Origin of the sequence: Marinobacter sp. M1C (assembly GCF_023314135.1) — a bacterium.
Classification (GTDB): domain Bacteria; phylum Pseudomonadota; class Gammaproteobacteria; order Pseudomonadales; family Oleiphilaceae; genus Marinobacter.
This window is the reverse complement of record NZ_CP092289.1, coordinates 2,808,737-2,824,494: the sequence shown is the minus strand read 5'-3', so window position 1 is coordinate 2,824,494 and position 15,758 is coordinate 2,808,737. Positions and strand designations below refer to the sequence as shown.

Below are 15,758 nucleotides of genomic sequence, written 5' to 3'. Positions count from 1 at the left end.
CATTGCCAGTTGTATTTCGTTATCAAGGCTTTAAATTCTTTTTCTACTCGAACGAGGGTAACCCCTTAGAGCCGGTTCACATCCATGTCCGAATCGCGGGTAAAGAGGCCAAGTTCTGGCTTTCTGATGAGGTGACGATGGCCAGAAATGATGGTTTCGATGCTCGCACTATTCGGGTATTGTTAGGAGTAGTTGAGCAGAATAAACAGCTTTTGGAGGACGCATGGCATGACTATTTCGCCTGAAAAAGTCTGGTTTGATGAAGATAACGTTTGGGTAATGCTGTCGGATGCGCGAACTATAGGTGCACCACTGGCATGGTTTCCCAGATTACTTCACGCGGACCCAGTGAGCCGTCAAGATTTCGAGTTGAGTGTGCATGGTATTCATTGGGACGCACTGGATGAGGACATCAGCATAAAGGGGCTCCTGGCGGGCCTTGGTGACCAAACCCGCCGCAACAAGAAAAGAGCTGCTTAGTTTAGTAGTGCGAAAGGGGACAGATTTGAAATCTGTCCCCTTTCCTCCCGCCAATAAACTGCTCTAAAAAAATAAATTATCAATTTTTAGTCAGTAATGTGTTTTATTCCCCTCTTAAAGTCATTATATTGATTTATCAGTTCTTATCGTTATATTAAAGCCAAAACAGTGACCTTAAAGGTGAGTTGTGGAGATTAAGCACAGCATTTTAGAAGCGCTGAATGATCAAATTAGCAGTCTGCAGGGGCTGGCCGATAAAATTCAGGCTTCAGAGGCTCCTGATTTTCGACCTATTGAAGAGCTGTCGACACTGCTTGTTGCACGTCGCGAATCACTCAATATGTCACCGGCAGAGGTGGCTGAGCTGTGCGGACTATCGCCAACTACTTATCGATCCATCGAACGTGGTTCGGGTAACCCAAGAATCCATACTCTCCAGACAGTGTGTGGTGTTCTCAATGTAAAGTTATGGGTTGATCTTCCATGAAAGCGCGTGTGCGAATGAAGGGACGGGTTGCCGGCATTCTTGAGCTTCAGGGCACAACTGTGCGTTTCCAGTACGACAAGGCCTACCTTCAAATGCGTATGCCTCCGTTAAGCCTGAGCTTGCCTTTGCGGGAAGAGCCTTATGAGTATGAAGGCCTGTTGCCTTATTTTAGCGGACTGGTCAGTGAAGGATGGCTTAAGCGGATACAAGCTAAAGAACAAAGAATTGACCCAAACGATGAGTTTTCGTTGCTGGTTCACAACGGAGAAGACCTGCCGGGAGCGGTAACCCTTGAATTGTTTGATATGTCTTAAAGAAATCACACAGAAACTTTCATCTGGCTATCACAGCAAGTGCCTGAAAGATCTGTTTGGTACTGACAAAATTGATGTCACGCTTGCTGAGAGCCGAAAAGATCTGGTTACCGATATGCCCAGGAAAACCCATGGGTTCTCGATCAGCGGCGTGCAAATGAAATGTCAGTTGGCCGTTAAAGGCGGAAAGCTGCAGCTGGTCGACAGCGGTGGCCAATTCATCATGAAGCCATCGCCAGAAGAGTACCCAAACGTTGCCGAAAATGAACATGCAACATTGAAGCTCATGGATCGGGTGGGGTTTGAGGTGCCACCTTGCGGCCTTCTCAAGCTTAATGATGGCCATTTAGTGTTCGTTATCCGGCGCTACGACAGGAACTTCGAAGACGGCACGAAATACCACCAGGAAGACGCCATGCAGGCGCTGGGCATTTCGAATGCCGATTCAGGACAGAAATATACGGCCGCAAGCTATGAAGAAGTTCTCAATCTGGCGAAGAAGCATGGAGGCGATGCGGTGGCTGCCTCCCTGTTCGATCGCCTGGCATTCAGTTATCTGGTGGGGAACGACGATCATCATTTGAAGAATATCAGCTTTCTTCATGAACCCGCGTTTAGGCTGGCGCCGTGCTATGACGTTCTCGCATCCTCGCTCTATAGCTCTGCAATCGATAGTCCGATGGCACTGGCTATGCTCAAAGACGGCAAGCAGCCCAAATACCACGGGGAAATGGCCAACGGCTATTACTCTGGTTCAGATTTCATCGAGATGGGCACTAGCGCGGGCGTTCGCCCAAAAGCTTTGATGGGGCGGTTGAATCGCTTGATTAAAAACGTAGATCAACATGCCCCCGAGTTTATTCAGAGTTCATTCATGCCCGAGGACGTAAAAGGCAAGTATAAGAAACTGGTTGAGCAGCGAATCAAGTTTATGAGAGTTCTGTAAAGCAGTGCCGGTCTATAAAATCCAGGGGACGAGGGGACGGATTTCAAATCCGTCCCCGGGAGTGCTGCAGCTAGTTCCCTAAACTATCCAACGCCTGCTCCAAATCTGCAATCAAATTCCCCGCATCCTCAAGCCCCACTGACAATCGCAGTAAGCCATCACTGATGCCCCTTTGTGCCCGGTCTTCGGGTGTCAGGCGCTGAGCGGTGATGGTGGCATTGGCTGGCTGACGAGGCTTTCTACGCCGCCCAAGCTCGCTTGCTAGCAGAGCTATTAATAAGATATAGTGCAAAAAATAGCACAAATTTTTGTGCGAATTATTGTTGGAGCGGGTTATGGCAACAAATGCTATCTTAGCGGAAAAGTCGGTCAGTATTTCTGCACTACGCAATAATCCGGCGCAGTATTTCCAAAACGAGCCTATTGCGGTTTTGAACCACAACAAGCCAGCAGGCTACATGATTGGTGCAGAGCTGTTTGAGAAGATGGTTCAGTTGATTGGGGATCAGGAAGAATCGCGTACGTTTGTGGGACGTTTTCGTCCGCGAGGCTCTGAGCTTGCTGACCTCTGTAAAAAGGGAGCTGACTTAATGCTGGAAACGACCCGAGAGGACATGGAGGGCTTCTCTGAGTGATACGTATTTTCAAGTCAGTCACGATCCAAAAACTGTTCAAAGAACAGGATTTAGACGATCTCATCAACGACTTTCGAAAGTACAAGGAAAGTGGTCTTTGCCCGGATTACTTTGGGCGGGATGTCGCCTATGATCACCCGCATACTCCATCGCTAATTCTGCAGGAAGATGTGCGTCACGTTCATTTATCAGAATTCGGCGCCTGGCCGGTTCGGCTAATGCAATTTAATCGCACGAGTGATCGGCACCTGGTTTATTGTCAAGGTGCCATCCACAGGGAGTGTTACCTGCTCATCACACTTCTGAGCCCTGATGCCCATGAGCAAGCCACCGTTAGCAACGTCATGCGCAAAATTGGAGAGCAAGCTGAAATTTTTCGAATGAAGTATTAATGTGTCTGGCAACTGGCGCCGCCCTCAATAACGTGCCATTCCATTGATTTACTCCTTATTTGCGTATTTTTAGCGACTGAGTGGACAAATTTGAAATCTGTCCCCGGTGTTCGAAAAAAAGGGACGGATTTGAAATCCGTCCCTGGTAACACAGTCACTCCGCCAAGCTGTCCAGCGCCTGCTCTAGGTCCGCAATCAAATCCCCCGCATCCTCAAGCCCCACCGACAATCGTAACAAACCATCACTGATTCCCCTTTGTGCCCGGTCTTCGGGTGTCAGGCGGTAGTGGCTGGTGGCGATTGGCTGGCTGACGAGGCTTTCTACGCCGCCCAGGCTGGTGGCTAGCAGGAAGACTTGCAGGTGGTCTTCGACGCATTCTGCGGCTTTTCCGCCGCCGACCACGTCAATGCTGAGCATGCCGCCGAAGCCGTGCATTTGCTGTTTGGCGAGTTGGTGGCCGAGGAAATCTGGCAGGCCGGGGTAGAGTACGCGGCTGACTTTCGGGTGTTTTTCCATGGCGATGGCGACGGCCATGGCGTTTTCGTTGTGCTGGCGGACTCGGACATGCAGGGTGCGCAGGCTGCGCGACAGCAGTGCGGCCATTTCCGGTGCCAGTATCTGGCCCAGGCTTTTACGCCACGCAGCGACGGGTTTGGCGAGTTCTGCGCTGGACATAAAGGCGCCGGCGGTTAAGTCGCTGTGGCCGGCCAGGTATTTTGTGGCGCTGTGCATGACCAGGTCGGCGCCCAGTTCCAGCGGGCGCTGGTTGATGGGGCTGGCGAAGGTGTTATCAACGGCCAATAAGGCGCCCTTGGCGTGGGTGCGGCGGGCCAGATCGGCGATGTCTAGTATGGCCATGGTTGGGTTGGCCGGGGTTTCGCAGTACACCAGCATGCCGGGGCTGGTCAGATGCTGTTCCAGCTCATCCAGCTGTTGGTTCAGAAGGAAAATGACGGGAATGCTCAGGGGCTCGAAATGGTTCACCAGCAGTTCCTGGGTGCCGCCGTACAGATCGCCTACGCAGACTATGCCGTTGCGGCCATGGGCAAATAGGGTGGCGGAGATGGCCGCCATGCCGGAGGCAAACGCCAGCCCGGCCTGTGCTGATTCCAGCTGCGCCAGGCCCTGTTCCAACTCTTTAATGGTGGGGTTGGTGCCCCAGCGGGTGTACAGGTTGCCGTCGTTTTCACCTTTTACCACGGCCAGCTGTTCGGCGGTGGTGTCGAAACGATAGGTGGTGGTGTTGTAAATCGGCGAGTAAGGGCTGCCTTGCTGGTCCCGATGGCGCCGGTTGTGAATGATGCGGGTGGCGGGGTGGTGATTGGGTGATGGGCTGTGGTCGGGCATGGCTGAGGCTCCTTGTTGGGGGAGCAGTTTCTCATAAAGCTTACTGCCGGGACAGATTTCAAATCCGTCCCCTGGCCCCCTCCCTAGCGGCAGGTCAGCACGGCATCAGCGATGCTTTGTTGGAACTGCTCATAGCCTTCGGGCGTTGCGGCCATGTCTGTGGCCAGTGGGTCCCAGGTGCTGAAGGTGATGTCTAGGCCTTCTGTGATGCTTTTCCACCATTGAGTGTTGAACTGGGGTTCGGTGAGCAGGCAGGCGCTACCGGCTTGTTTTAGCTGGTTTTGTACTTCGGCGATGTGTTTGGCGCCGGGGCTGAGTGCCGGGTTTAGTGTGAGCACGCCTTGCACTTGCAGGCCGTAGTGTTCGGCGAAGCGGGTGAAGGCGCTGTGGTAGGAGAACAGTTTTCGGTTTTGCAGCGGTTCGAGTTGCTCGCGGATGCTGGCTTCGCGGGCATTCAGGCGTTGTTCAAACGCTTGCAGGTTTTGCTGGATGGCCTGGGTGTTGGTGCTGTCCAGTTTTGACAGTGTTTGTGCAATGGCGCGGGTCATTTCAAGGGCGTGTTGTGGGTCTACCCAAATGTGTGGGTCGTCACCCGTGCCGCGGTCGTGATTGTGTTCATCATCAGTCTGGGCATGCTCGTCGCCGTGGCGCGCTTCTTCATTGTGGGTGTCCGTCTGGCCCATCAGTTGATGGGTCCTGCCGCTGAATTCGTTGTTGGCCAGCAGGCGGGTAAGGAAGCTTTCCATATCGGGCCCTACCCAGAAGATGGCGTCTGCCTGCTCAAGGGCGCGGCGTTGGGACGGGCGCAGTGTGTAGTTGTGCGGGCTGCCGCCTGGAGCGACAAGGCTGGTAATGGTGACGTCATCGGTGGCCACGGCGCGTACCAGCAGTTCCAGCGGTTTGATGGACGTGACTATGTTTGTTTCGGCGACTGCGGGCAGGGCAGCGGCGAGTGTTAGCAGGCCGGTTATAAAAGCGGCGCGGGGCAGGCACAGATGAGCATTCATGGCTTGGTGTTCCATTCAGATTTATCAGAGTGGGTGCGGGTGAGTCGCCCCCTGCTTTAGAAATGTTATAATATTGCATTTACGGGGTGCGATGCAAATGTAAGCTGAAGCGAAAGCGTTGGTGACAATGCGGTTTGCCGGTTTGGCCGTTATAATGGGAAACAATTGCCAATTAAAGGCCACTTTTTATTCCCATAAGGCTCTTATTGCCAATCTATTCTCGGGAATTTATTTCAGGAATCACCCATGACTTTAGTACGTACCCGAATTGCTCCGTCGCCCACTGGCGATCCGCACGTTGGCACCGCTTACGTGGCCTTGTTCAACCTGTGTTTCGCGCGCCAGCACGGTGGCCAGTTTATTCTGCGCATTGAAGACACCGACCAGGCCCGCAGCACACCGGAATCCGAACAGGAAATTCTGACTGCGCTGCGCTGGCTTGGTTTGAATTGGGATGAAGGTCCCGATGTGGGTGGCCCCCACGGCCCTTACCGCCAATCGGAGCGCAAAGACTCTTACGCACAATACGCGGAAGACCTGGTAACCGCCGGTCACGCGTTCTATTGCTTCCGCACACCTGAAGAGCTGGATGTAATTCGTGAGGAGCGCAAGGCTGCGGGCCTCAATCCAGGTATTAAGGGCAATCTTGAGTTGTCACCGGAAGAGGTGCATCGTCGCCGGGAAGCGGGCGATGCCTATGTCATTCGCATGAAGGTGCCCGACGAAGGCGTGTGCGAAATTTCCGATATGCTGCGCGGTATCATCGAGATCGACTGGGCTCAGGTGGACTGTCAGATTCTATTGAAGTCTGACGGCATGCCCACGTACCACTTGGCGAACGTGGTGGACGACCACCTGATGGAAATCACCCACGTGCTGCGAGGTGAGGAATGGATTAACTCGGCGCCCAAGCACAAGCTGCTGTATGAGTATTTCGGCTGGGACATGCCGGTGCTGTGTCACTTGCCGCTGCTGCGTAACCCGGACAAGAGCAAACTGTCCAAGCGCAAGAATCCTACCAGTATCAATTTCTATGAGCGCATGGGCTTTTTGCCGGAAGCGGTGACCAATTACCTGGGTCGCATGGGCTGGTCGATGCCGGATGAGCGCGAGAAGTTCACTCTGGACGAAATGATCAGTGATTTTGATATTCAGCGAGTGTCGCTGGGTGGCCCGGTGTTTGATGTGGAGAAGCTGCGCTGGTTGAATGGCCTGTGGCTTCGGGAAGAGCTCAGCGACGAGCAGTTTATGCTGCGCATGAGTCAGTGGTGGTTCAATCAGAACGATTTGGCGGCGCTGGTGCCGTTTGTGAAGGGCCGTGCCGACGTGTTCTCGGATGTGGCACCCATGGCCCAGTTCATGTTCAGCGGCATGTTGCCGTTGACGCCAGAGAGCTTCGCCCACAACAAACTGGAAGAAGGGCAGGTGAAGCGGGTACTGCAGTTTACGTTGTGGCAACTGGAGGCTCAGCGCCACTGGAGTAAAGACAACATATTTGCCGATGTGAAGTTTCTGGCCAAGGCGATGGACCTGAAAATGGGCGATTTTATGTTCGCTGTGTTCGTGGCGATTGCCGGTACGCCCAATTCCTGGTCGGTGATGGACTCTATGGAACAGTTGGGGCCAGACATGACCCGTGCGCGTTTGCGCCATGGGTTGGAAGTTTTGGGTGGTTTTTCCAAGAAGGAAACGAAAAAGGTAGAGAAAGAATACGCTGCGTTGGTGGCTGAATAATCAATCTGTTCAATCGTTAAGCGCTAAAGGCAGGGATACCGGTGGTTTTCGGCGAACTTGGAAAAAGAGGCAGAAAAGGGTTGACGGCCCAGGGGTCGATCCTTAATATACGCATCCGTTGGGGGCCATAGCTCAGCTGGGAGAGCGCAACACTGGCAGTGTTGAGGTCGACGGTTCGATCCCGTCTGGCTCCACCAATTTTTTTCTAGTCCCCTTCGTCTAGCGGCCTAGGACTCCGCCCTTTCACGGCGGCAACAGGGGTTCGAACCCCCTAGGGGACGCCAATACGGCTTGCAGGTTTAGTCCACCGGCAAGCCATCAAAAAAACCACCTTCGGGTGGTTTTTTTGTGCCTGTAATGTAAGGTCAAGGGGGCGGATTTCAAATCCGTCCCCGTCTGGCTCATCGCGACGCCATGGCTCCTTTTCCCACACCCTCAAAAGCCTTCACCCGAATGGAGTCATCAGGAAACTCCTGCTTCAGCTGATCGGCGATGTGCCCGGCAATTAGTTCCACCGTGGTGTCTGTGTCCATCATGTATACGCGGCTGGCGGGTAGGGTCAGGGCGAATTCGCCCTGGTTGGCTTCGTATTCGAAGTGGGTGTATTCGGTGCCATGGTCGTCTACAAAGCGGCGGCTGACGTCTTCTTCGCTGCCCACGTAGATGTCTTTCCAGAGTTTGGCCCAGAGCGCTTCCAGAGCTGTGTCTCGCTGTTCGTTGCGATGGATGCAAATGGGCGAGCGATGGCCGTGGGCGATGCGCTGGCAGTTGCCCAGGTGCTTTTTCAGGCCGTGCACGTAATGGTAGTAAGGCCCTTCAAGCACTTCTTCGCGCAGGTGTACGTCTACGGATATCACGTTGTTGGGCAGTACGGCTTTCAGTTCGTGTTCCAGCAGGGTGGCAACAGCCGCTTTGGTGACGGTATCACCGGCCAGCCAAAGCACGGCTTCATCCGGGCCGGTGTGGGCGATCTGTTCACCGTTGGTGAGCAGCCATACAAAGTGTTGGGGTGTTTGGTTATTTCGCAACAACCCCGGGTGGCCTTTTGGTACTACCAATCGGTGGTCTACCTGGGCGTCGATCACCTGTTTGATGACCCGCTTAACGTGTGAAAAATCAAACACCATGCCCTGTTCGTCCAATTCGCCGCCCAGAACAATGTCGGCAATCCAGCTTTCACCCACTAAGCCGCGGGTTGCGTCCAGGTAGGCGAAGTCGATGACGGTGAGGTTGTCTACAAACAGGTGATTCATGAAGCTTCCGCAGTGTTGGAGGGTGTTTTAGATAATATGCTATTAGATGTCGTGCTACTGGAAAGTGTGTTTGGTGATGTGGTGCGCGACGTGCTGAGCGACGCGTCGGTTGTGCTGTACTGATGCTCCCAGGCGCGCATGTAGACGTCGGCTTCGTATTCATAGGGCGAGCGGAACGGCGACAGTACAAAATCAAAGATCAAAAAGAAGCCGCCGATAGACGCCCAGGCAATCACCAAGGTACTGAGGGTGTTGGCCTGAAGTTCCGGATTGCTGCCGGTGAAGTCCTGCAGTAGCGCAATCATATCATTGGCCAGTACAACCGGATTAAATTGGGCCAGCACCAGCGGAATCCAGAAGGCGAAAAACACCGGGAAAAATCCGAATGACCACAATACCCGCCGCAACAGATAAACCGCCATGGCTCGCCAGTAGTGATGGCGCACAGCCGGTGTTTTGCGGATGCTTTTCAGGTAGCGCCTGCGTTCATCCCAGTAAGCGGCGACTTCACGGGCCGGAACCGGGTCGCCAGGCGCCTGGCTGGTGCTTAATGCCGGGGACGGTTTTGGTGCTTGTGAGTCTGCGGGGTTGCCGAGGGTATTTTCTATTGGGCTCATAGTGATAGCAATAACCTTGTTGCACCGGGTGTGCTGCATGATAACGGATAACCCGTGTTACGCTGTACCTTTGCGCTTCTTACATCGTATCTGTTTATAACGTACCACCTTGCAACAGTGCCAGCGTGTAACGATTTTACCGCGCAACCCATAATTGGTTCATCTCTCGATTGGTCTCTCGAGTCAACTATAGAGTCAACAACAGGACAGTTTGAATGGCTGCAACATCTGACAACGCAATGCACCCGGCGTTTGAAAAAATCCGTTCCCACCACATCGGCACCCTGAATCTGGATGTCGAAGAATATCGCCATATAAAGACGGGCGCGCGCCATTTGCACATGGCTGCAGATAATGACGAAAACGTGTTCTTTGTGGCCTTGCGTACGTTTCCGATGGATTCATCCGGCGTGGCTCACATTCTGGAGCACACAGCACTGTGCGGCAGCGAGCGTTATCCGGTGCGCGATCCGTTTTTTATGATGATTCGTCGTTCGCTGAATACCTTTATGAATGCGTTCACCAGCAGCGACTGGACAGCCTATCCGTTCGCCAGCATGAACCGCAAAGATTTTGACAACTTGCTGGATGTGTATCTGGATTCGGTGTTTTTCTCCAAGCTGGATAAACTGGATTTTGCCCAGGAAGGCCATCGCCTGGAGTTCGACAAGCCGGAAGATCCGACCAGCGATTTGGTCTACCGCGGTGTGGTTTACAACGAGATGAAGGGCGCTATGAGTTCGGCCACGTCTCAGCTGTGGCAGAACCTGTCTAGCCATCTGTTTCCCACCACCACCTACCATTACAACAGCGGTGGCGAGCCGGATCACATTACCGATTTGTCCTATGACGACCTGTTGGCGTTCTACAAGCATCATTACCACCCCAGCAACGCGATTTTTGCGACCTACGGCAATATTCCTGCCGTTGAACACCAGGAGCGCTTCGAAGAGCTGGTGCTCAAGCGTTTTGACAAGCTGGATGTAAAACTGCCGGTTTATGATGAAAAACGCATGTTTGCGCCGCTGCGGGTAGAGCAGGCTTACGCCGTTAACGAAGGCGAACCAACGGAAGCCAAAACCCACATTGTTATGGGCTGGCTGTTAGGTCACAGTTTTGACTTGGAAGAAAACCTGGAAGGCCAGTTGTTGTCTTCGGTGCTACTGGATAACAGCGCGTCACCGCTGATGCGTGCTTTGGAAACCACCGAGCTGGGCCAGGCGCCTTCGCCTTTGTGCGGGCTGGAAGATTCCAATCGTGAAATGACCTTCGTGTGCGGTATCGAAGGCAGCGAGCCTGCGCAGCAACAAGCGCTTGAACAGCTGATTGAAGATACCCTGAAGAAGGTTGTTGAAGACGGCGTTAGCAGTGAACGGTTGGAAGCGATTTTGCACCAGTTGGAATTGCACCAGCGCGAAATTTCCGGTGACGGCTTCCCTTACGGTTTGCAGCTGATTATGTCCGCCATTTCGCCAATGGTGCACGGCGGTGACCCGGTGGATCTGCTGGATCTGGAGCCCGTTCTGGCTCGTCTGCGGGAGAAAATTCAGGACCCACAGTTTGTGCCGAACCTGATTCGTCGCAAGTTGCTGGACAACCCGCACCGGGTAACCTTGACCCTGCGCCCGGATGACAAGCTGGAAGGCCTGCGTACCGAGTCTATTCGTGCGGCCCTGGCGCAGCGCAAGGCCAAGCTGAGCGACGAAGAAACAGCACAGATCGTTGAGCGCGCCCAAGCTTTGGAAGATCGTCAAACCCGCAAAGACGACGACTCAATTCTGCCAAAGGTGGATCTGACCGATGTGCCCCTGCAGATGCCAGAGCCCGAAGGTCGTTTTGATGGCGATCTGTCGGCCACGGTCTATGCCCGTGGTACCAACGGACTGGTGTATCAGCAGGTGGTATTGCCACTGCCGTCGTTGGATGAAGAAGAGCTGGCGCTGATGCCTTATTACACTGCGCTGATTTCAGAAGTGGGCTGTGGTGAGTTGGATTACCTGCAGATGCAAGACCGCATCTCCGCAGAGACCGGTGGCATTTCGGCCAGCTTTGTCAGCAAGGGCAAGATTGACAACGTGCAGGATATGTCCGGCTACCTGGTGTTCAGCGGCAAGGCTCTGGCGCGCAACAGTGACGCACTGGCGCGTTTGCTGAAAGACGTTTACAGCAACGCCCGTTTTGATGAAACCGGCCGCATTGCGGAAATTATCGCCCAGATTCGCGCCCGTCGAGAACAAGCCGTTACTGGCAGTGGCCATGCGTTGGCCATGAGCGCCGCGGCTCAGGGCATGAGCCCGGGCGCCTGGTTGAGTTTTCGCCTGGGCGGGCTGGAAGCCATTCGCCGCACCAAATCATTGGATAAATCCCTGAAAGAGCCGTCCGAGCTGAAGGCGTTCTGCCAAAAGCTGGCGGATTTGCATCAGAAGGTTGGCAAGCAAAGCCGCCAGTTCCTGTTGATTGGTGAAGACGAGCAACTGCAGCCGATGCTGGACGATGTGAAAGGCCTGTGGCAAAACGCGGAGTCTGCGCCAGACAGCGCGTGGCGCATGGAGCCGGTGAATTACACCACTCATGAAGCCTGGCTGACTTCAACCCAGGTGAACTTCTGCGCCAAGGCCTATCCCACGGTGGCGGTTGATCACCCGGATGCGGCCGCGTTGACGGTGCTGGGCGGATTCTTGCGTAACGGTTATTTGCACCGTGCCATCCGCGAGAAAGGCGGTGCTTATGGCGGCGGTGCAGCGCAGGACAGCGTGAACGGCACGTTCAAGTTCTTCTCTTACCGCGACCCGCGCCTGGCCGATACCCTGGCGGATTTTGACAAGGCTCTGGAGTGGTTGGTGGAAACCGATCACAGCTATCAAGATTTGGAAGAGTCTATTCTGGGCGTGATCGGCCAGCTAGACAAACCCCACTCGCCGGCCGGCGCAGCGCGCCATGCGTTTCACAGTGCATTGTTTGGCCGCAGCGCCGAGCAGCGCGGGCGTTTCCGCGAGCGGGTTCTTGCGACCACGATTGACGACCTGAAACGGGTGGCTGCAGATTGGCTGGCGCCAGAAAAAGCCAGCATTGCGGTGGTCACCAGCGCCGACAATCGCGCGCTGGTAGAGCAGTTGGGCCTGGCTATTCAGGAGCTGTAAGGCGAGTTTTAGCAAACAAGCAACCCGGGCTCAGCGATTTCGTTTGAGCCCGGTCGATACCATAATGCGGGTCGATATTTCTTCCACCGAGTAAGCCGTGGTGTTCAAAAATGGTACGCGCTCACGGCGGTATATCAGCTCTATTTCTTCGATTTCATGCATGCATTGGTTGATGGACGCGTAGCGGGAGTTTGGTTTGCGTTCGTTGCGAATGGTGGCCAGCCGTTCCGGCTCGATGGTTAGGCCGAACACTTTCTGTTTGTGGGGCCGCAATGCCTTTGGTAGCTGCTGGTCTGTCAGGTCCTCTTCGGTGATTGGGTAGTTAGCCGCTTTTACACCGTATTGCAGGGCCAGATACAAACAGGTGGGTGTTTTGCCGCTGCGGGATGCGCCCACCAGAATCAGGTCGGCTTCGTCGTAATGGCGAATGCGCGCGCCGTCGTCGTTATCCAGTGCAAAGTTCACCGCGTTTATACGGCGTTCGTAATTGTCGCCGTTCACAATGGAGTGTGATTTGCCCACGGTGTAGGAAGATGCAGACTGCAGTTCCTGTTCCAGCGGGTTTAAAAACGTTCCGAATATATCCACCATAAAGCCGTTTGCGGTAGACACAATTCGGCGGATATCGCTGTTTACAATGGTGTCGAATACCAGTGGACGGGCATCGTCGTTTTCAGCAGCAAGGTTGATGCGTTCCACAATGTGGTGGGCTTTGTTCTCGTCATCAATGTAAGGAACGGTGATGCGTTCAAAGTCGATTTTCTCGAACTGAGCCAGCAGCGCGTGTCCTAGCCCTTCGGCAGTCAGGCCTGTTCCGTCTGACAGAAAGAATGCGGTGCGTTTCATGTTGGAGCGGTTCCCTAGGTAATTGCCACAATTTCCAGTATTATACATTCCAAATTCAACGCACCAAATTAAACGCACCACATTGAACGCTCCAAATTCGACACCCCACATTCGACACTCCGCAAAACCGACTCAAGGGAGATGCATTTTGCACGATTACATCATTTGGTTTGAACACTTGGGAATGTCTGATGTGGACCGGGTAGGCGGTAAGAACGCTTCCCTCGGTGAAATGATCAGTAATCTCGCCAATGCGGGCGTGACTGTGCCGGGCGGTTTCGCGACGACCTCTCATGCTTACCGTGAGTTTCTGGCGACCGATGGCCTGAAAGACAAAATTGATGAAACCCTGGACGCGCTGGACGTTAACGACGTTAACGAACTGGCCCGCGTTGGCGCGAAGATCCGCCGATGGGTGATTGATACGCCTTTCCCCGCAGTGCTGGATAATGCACTAGCTGAAGCCTACGCACAGCTACAGAACGGCAACCCTAAAATGGCGGTTGCGGTGCGCTCCTCTGCCACCGCGGAAGACCTGCCAGACGCCTCTTTTGCGGGCCAGCAGGAAACCTTCCTGAACGTGGTGGGTCTGGATAATATTCGCACGTCGGTGAAAGACGTGTTTGCCTCTTTGTTTAACGACCGCGCGATTTCCTACCGTGTTCACCATGGCTTCGACCACAAACTGGTTGCCCTGTCGGCAGGCATCCAGAAAATGGTGCGCAGTGAGACCGCCGCAAGCGGCGTTATGTTTACTCTGGACACCGAATCCGGTTTCCGCGGTGTGGTGTTTATCACCGGCTCTTATGGGCTCGGCGAAACCGTGGTGCAGGGCGCAGTGAACCCTGACGAATTTTACGTGCACAAGTCCACGCTGACCGCTGGCCGCCCTGCGGTGCTACGCCGCAACCTGGGCAGCAAAGCCATCAAAATGATTTATCACACAAACCCGACCGAGGGTGAGTTTGTGGAAACCGTGAAGGTGGATGCCGCCGAACGTGGCCGCTTCTGCATTACCGATGCGGAAGTGGAGGAGCTGGCCAAGCAGGCGATGATTATTGAAAATCACTACCAGCGTCCGATGGACATCGAATGGGCCAAAGACGGCGACGATGGCCGTATTTACATTGTTCAAGCGCGCCCTGAAACCGTAAAAAGCCGCGCTTCTGCCAACGTGATGGAACGCTACCTGCTGAAAGAAACCGGCAAGGTGCTGGTGGAAGGCCGCAGCATCGGCCACAAGATTGGTGCCGGCCCGGTGAAAATCATCACCAGCATCAATGAAATGGACAAGGTGCAAGACGGCGATGTACTGGTCACCGACATGACCGACCCGGATTGGGAACCGGTGATGAAGCGCGCCTCCGCCATCGTTACCGACCGTGGCGGCCGTACCTGCCACGCGGCCATTATTGCCCGTGAACTGGGTATTCCTGCGGTGGTTGGCTGTGGCGATGCCACCGAATTGCTGAACAACGGTCAGGAAGTGACGGTTTCATGCGCTGAAGGCGACACCGGGTTTATTTACGAAGGTGCGCTGGACTTTGAGCTGCGTGAAAATACCATAGAATCCATGCCCAATATTCCGTTCAAGATTATGATGAACGTGGGCAACCCGGACCGCGCCTTTGATTTCCAGGCGCTGCCAAACGAAGGCGTTGGCCTGGCCCGTCTGGAATTTATCATCAATCGGATGATTGGTGTTCACCCCAAAGCGCTGTTGAACTACGACACTCTGCCGCGGGATATTCAGCAGACGGTCGACAAACGTATTTCCGGTTACGCCTCGCCGGTGGATTTTTACGTTGACAAGCTGGTGGAGGGTATTTCGACCCTGGCAGGGGCGTTTGCGCCCAAGAAAGTGATTGTGCGCATGTCAGACTTTAAGTCTAACGAGTACGCCAACTTGATTGGCGGCGCGCTTTACGAGCCGGATGAAGAAAACCCGATGTTGGGGTTCCGCGGTGCGTCGCGCTATATCTCTGAAACCTTCCGCGACTGTTTCGAGCTGGAATGCCGTGCCATGAAGCGGGTGCGTAACGAAATGGGCTTCACCAACGTAGAGGTGATGATTCCGTTTGTACGCACCGTAGGCGAAGCGGCTCAGGTTATGGAGTTGCTGGCGGAGAACGGTCTGAAGCGGGGCGAGAATGGCCTGCGGGTGATCATGATGTGCGAACTGCCCAGTAACGCGCTGCTGGCGGACCAGTTCCTGGAGCACTTCGACGGCTTTTCTATCGGTTCTAACGATCTTACCCAGCTTACTTTGGGCCTGGACCGGGATTCCGGCATTATTGCCCACCTGTTTGACGAGCGTAACGACGCGGTAAAAGTGCTCTTGTCGAGCGCCATTCAGGCCTGCCGGAAAGCCGGTAAGTACATTGGTATTTGTGGGCAGGGCCCGTCTGATCATCCAGACTTGGCCAAGTGGCTGATGGAGCAGGGCATCGACAGCGTGTCTTTAAACCCGGATTCGGTGTTGGATACCTGGTTCTTTCTAGCAGATCAGAAGCCAGACTGATGACTAGACGCCGCCTTCATCGCATTCATTGTACCCGC

The 15,758-nt window shown here is 54.2% G+C and carries 15 protein-coding genes, 2 tRNA genes and 1 pseudogene; 12 read left to right on the top strand and 6 right to left on the bottom strand.

The features are described 5' to 3' along the window. Nucleotides 1-2: 2 nt before the first annotated feature. The 5 genes from MIH19_RS13250 to MIH19_RS13230 all read left to right on the top strand — a co-directional run bounded on the left by MIH19_RS13250 (nt 3) and on the right by MIH19_RS13230 (nt 2,227). The gene (locus MIH19_RS13250; protein ID WP_249005327.1) at nt 3-245 is read left to right on the top strand and encodes a DUF4160 domain-containing protein; all 243 of its coding nucleotides are present in this window, start codon (nt 3-5) and stop codon (nt 243-245) included. Continuing rightward, nucleotides 229-480 (top strand): DUF2442 domain-containing protein, encoded by a 252-nt coding sequence (locus tag MIH19_RS13245; protein ID WP_249005326.1) that lies wholly within the window; start codon nt 229-231, stop codon nt 478-480. The genes MIH19_RS13250 and MIH19_RS13245 overlap by 17 nt, the downstream gene beginning before the upstream one ends. 187 nt (nt 481-667) lie before the next feature. Then, nucleotides 668-967: a helix-turn-helix transcriptional regulator gene (locus MIH19_RS13240; protein ID WP_249005325.1), complete on the top strand. Its 300-nt coding sequence runs from the start codon at nt 668-670 to the stop codon at nt 965-967. Beyond that, on the top strand, nt 964-1,281 hold the full coding sequence (locus tag MIH19_RS13235) for a HipA N-terminal domain-containing protein (RefSeq protein ID WP_249005324.1): 318 nt from the start codon (nt 964-966) through the stop codon (nt 1,279-1,281). Before MIH19_RS13240 ends, MIH19_RS13235 begins: the two co-directional genes overlap by 4 nt. Beyond that, nucleotides 1,259-2,227 (top strand): HipA domain-containing protein, encoded by a 969-nt coding sequence (locus MIH19_RS13230; RefSeq protein WP_249005323.1) that lies wholly within the window; start codon nt 1,259-1,261, stop codon nt 2,225-2,227. The genes MIH19_RS13235 and MIH19_RS13230 overlap by 23 nt, the downstream gene beginning before the upstream one ends. Before the next feature lie 70 nt (nt 2,228-2,297). Here MIH19_RS13230 and MIH19_RS13225 read toward each other — a convergent pair. After that, nucleotides 2,298-2,414, bottom strand: a pseudogene (locus MIH19_RS13225) (PLP-dependent transferase); the annotation flags it as partial. Between the two features lie 148 nt (nt 2,415-2,562). Between MIH19_RS13225 and yafN the strand changes: the two are divergent. Both yafN and MIH19_RS13215 read left to right on the top strand, forming a co-directional pair. Beyond that, nucleotides 2,563-2,862 carry a type I toxin-antitoxin system antitoxin YafN gene (gene yafN / locus MIH19_RS13220; protein WP_249005322.1) on the top strand — a complete coding sequence of 100 codons (300 nt, stop codon included), beginning with the start codon at nt 2,563-2,565 and terminating at the stop codon, nt 2,860-2,862. After that, nucleotides 2,859-3,254 (top strand): type II toxin-antitoxin system YafO family toxin, encoded by a 396-nt coding sequence (locus MIH19_RS13215; protein ID WP_249005321.1) that lies wholly within the window; start codon nt 2,859-2,861, stop codon nt 3,252-3,254. The genes yafN and MIH19_RS13215 overlap by 4 nt, the downstream gene beginning before the upstream one ends. Nucleotides 3,255-3,408: 154 nt before the next feature. Here MIH19_RS13215 and MIH19_RS13210 read toward each other — a convergent pair whose 3' ends face one another. Next, nucleotides 3,409-4,602: an aminotransferase class I/II-fold pyridoxal phosphate-dependent enzyme gene (locus MIH19_RS13210; protein ID WP_249005320.1), complete on the bottom strand. Its 1,194-nt coding sequence runs from the start codon at nt 4,600-4,602 to the stop codon at nt 3,409-3,411. 83 nt (nt 4,603-4,685) lie between these two features. Then, nucleotides 4,686-5,609, bottom strand: a complete 924-nt coding sequence (locus tag MIH19_RS13205; RefSeq protein ID WP_249005319.1) for a zinc ABC transporter substrate-binding protein — start codon at nt 5,607-5,609, stop codon at nt 4,686-4,688. Nucleotides 5,610-5,855: 246 nt separating this feature from the next. Here MIH19_RS13205 and gltX point away from each other — a divergent pair, with 246 nt between their 5' ends. From gltX to MIH19_RS13190, 3 genes are all read left to right on the top strand, one after another. Further along, nucleotides 5,856-7,343 carry a glutamate--tRNA ligase gene (gltX, locus tag MIH19_RS13200; RefSeq protein ID WP_249005318.1) on the top strand — a complete coding sequence of 496 codons (1,488 nt, stop codon included), beginning with the start codon at nt 5,856-5,858 and terminating at the stop codon, nt 7,341-7,343. A 121-nt stretch (nt 7,344-7,464) separates the two neighbouring features. Continuing rightward, nucleotides 7,465-7,540 (top strand) — tRNA-Ala (locus MIH19_RS13195). An 11-nt stretch (nt 7,541-7,551) separates the two neighbouring features. Continuing rightward, a tRNA-Glu gene (locus MIH19_RS13190) sits at nt 7,552-7,627 on the top strand. A gap of 117 nt (nt 7,628-7,744) precedes the next feature. On the opposite strand, the gene MIH19_RS13185 is transcribed toward MIH19_RS13190, so the two are convergent. Both MIH19_RS13185 and MIH19_RS13180 read right to left on the bottom strand, forming a co-directional pair. After that, nucleotides 7,745-8,596, bottom strand: a complete 852-nt coding sequence (locus tag MIH19_RS13185) for a 6-carboxytetrahydropterin synthase (RefSeq protein WP_249005317.1) — start codon at nt 8,594-8,596, stop codon at nt 7,745-7,747. Next, nucleotides 8,593-9,213 (bottom strand): hypothetical protein, encoded by a 621-nt coding sequence (locus MIH19_RS13180; RefSeq protein ID WP_249005316.1) that lies wholly within the window; start codon nt 9,211-9,213, stop codon nt 8,593-8,595. The genes MIH19_RS13185 and MIH19_RS13180 overlap by 4 nt, the downstream gene beginning before the upstream one ends. 215 nt (nt 9,214-9,428) lie before the next feature. Between MIH19_RS13180 and MIH19_RS13175 the strand changes: the two genes are divergently transcribed. After that, the gene (locus tag MIH19_RS13175) at nt 9,429-12,353 is read left to right on the top strand and encodes an insulinase family protein (RefSeq protein WP_249005315.1); all 2,925 of its coding nucleotides are present in this window, start codon (nt 9,429-9,431) and stop codon (nt 12,351-12,353) included. Between the two features lie 30 nt (nt 12,354-12,383). Here MIH19_RS13175 and MIH19_RS13170 read toward each other — a convergent pair whose 3' ends face one another. Further along, nucleotides 12,384-13,199: a pyruvate, water dikinase regulatory protein gene (locus MIH19_RS13170; RefSeq protein ID WP_249005314.1), complete on the bottom strand. Its 816-nt coding sequence runs from the start codon at nt 13,197-13,199 to the stop codon at nt 12,384-12,386. Nucleotides 13,200-13,347: 148 nt separating this feature from the next. On the opposite strand from MIH19_RS13170, the gene ppsA reads away from it, so the two are divergent. Next, nucleotides 13,348-15,720 (top strand): phosphoenolpyruvate synthase, encoded by a 2,373-nt coding sequence (gene ppsA, locus MIH19_RS13165; RefSeq protein ID WP_249005313.1) that lies wholly within the window; start codon nt 13,348-13,350, stop codon nt 15,718-15,720. The last annotated feature ends 38 nt before the right edge of the window (nt 15,721-15,758 follow it).

What these genes read in the sequence shown, in the direction of transcription:
- MIH19_RS13170 (WP_249005314.1), bottom strand. Translation starts at nt 13,199, where the DNA reads ATGAAACGCACCGCATTCTTTCTGTCAGACGGAACAGGCCTGACTGCC.
- MIH19_RS13205 (WP_249005319.1), bottom strand. Translation starts at nt 5,609, where the DNA reads ATGAATGCTCATCTGTGCCTGCCCCGCGCCGCTTTTATAACCGGCCTG.
- MIH19_RS13180 (WP_249005316.1), bottom strand. Translation starts at nt 9,213, where the DNA reads ATGAGCCCAATAGAAAATACCCTCGGCAACCCCGCAGACTCACAAGCA.
- gltX (WP_249005318.1), top strand. Translation starts at nt 5,856, where the DNA reads ATGACTTTAGTACGTACCCGAATTGCTCCGTCGCCCACTGGCGATCCG.
- yafN (WP_249005322.1), top strand. Translation starts at nt 2,563, where the DNA reads ATGGCAACAAATGCTATCTTAGCGGAAAAGTCGGTCAGTATTTCTGCA.
- MIH19_RS13245 (WP_249005326.1), top strand. Translation starts at nt 229, where the DNA reads ATGACTATTTCGCCTGAAAAAGTCTGGTTTGATGAAGATAACGTTTGG.
- MIH19_RS13210 (WP_249005320.1), bottom strand. Translation starts at nt 4,602, where the DNA reads ATGCCCGACCACAGCCCATCACCCAATCACCACCCCGCCACCCGCATC.
- MIH19_RS13175 (WP_249005315.1), top strand. Translation starts at nt 9,429, where the DNA reads ATGGCTGCAACATCTGACAACGCAATGCACCCGGCGTTTGAAAAAATC.
- MIH19_RS13235 (WP_249005324.1), top strand. Translation starts at nt 964, where the DNA reads ATGAAAGCGCGTGTGCGAATGAAGGGACGGGTTGCCGGCATTCTTGAG.
- MIH19_RS13185 (WP_249005317.1), bottom strand. Translation starts at nt 8,596, where the DNA reads ATGAATCACCTGTTTGTAGACAACCTCACCGTCATCGACTTCGCCTAC.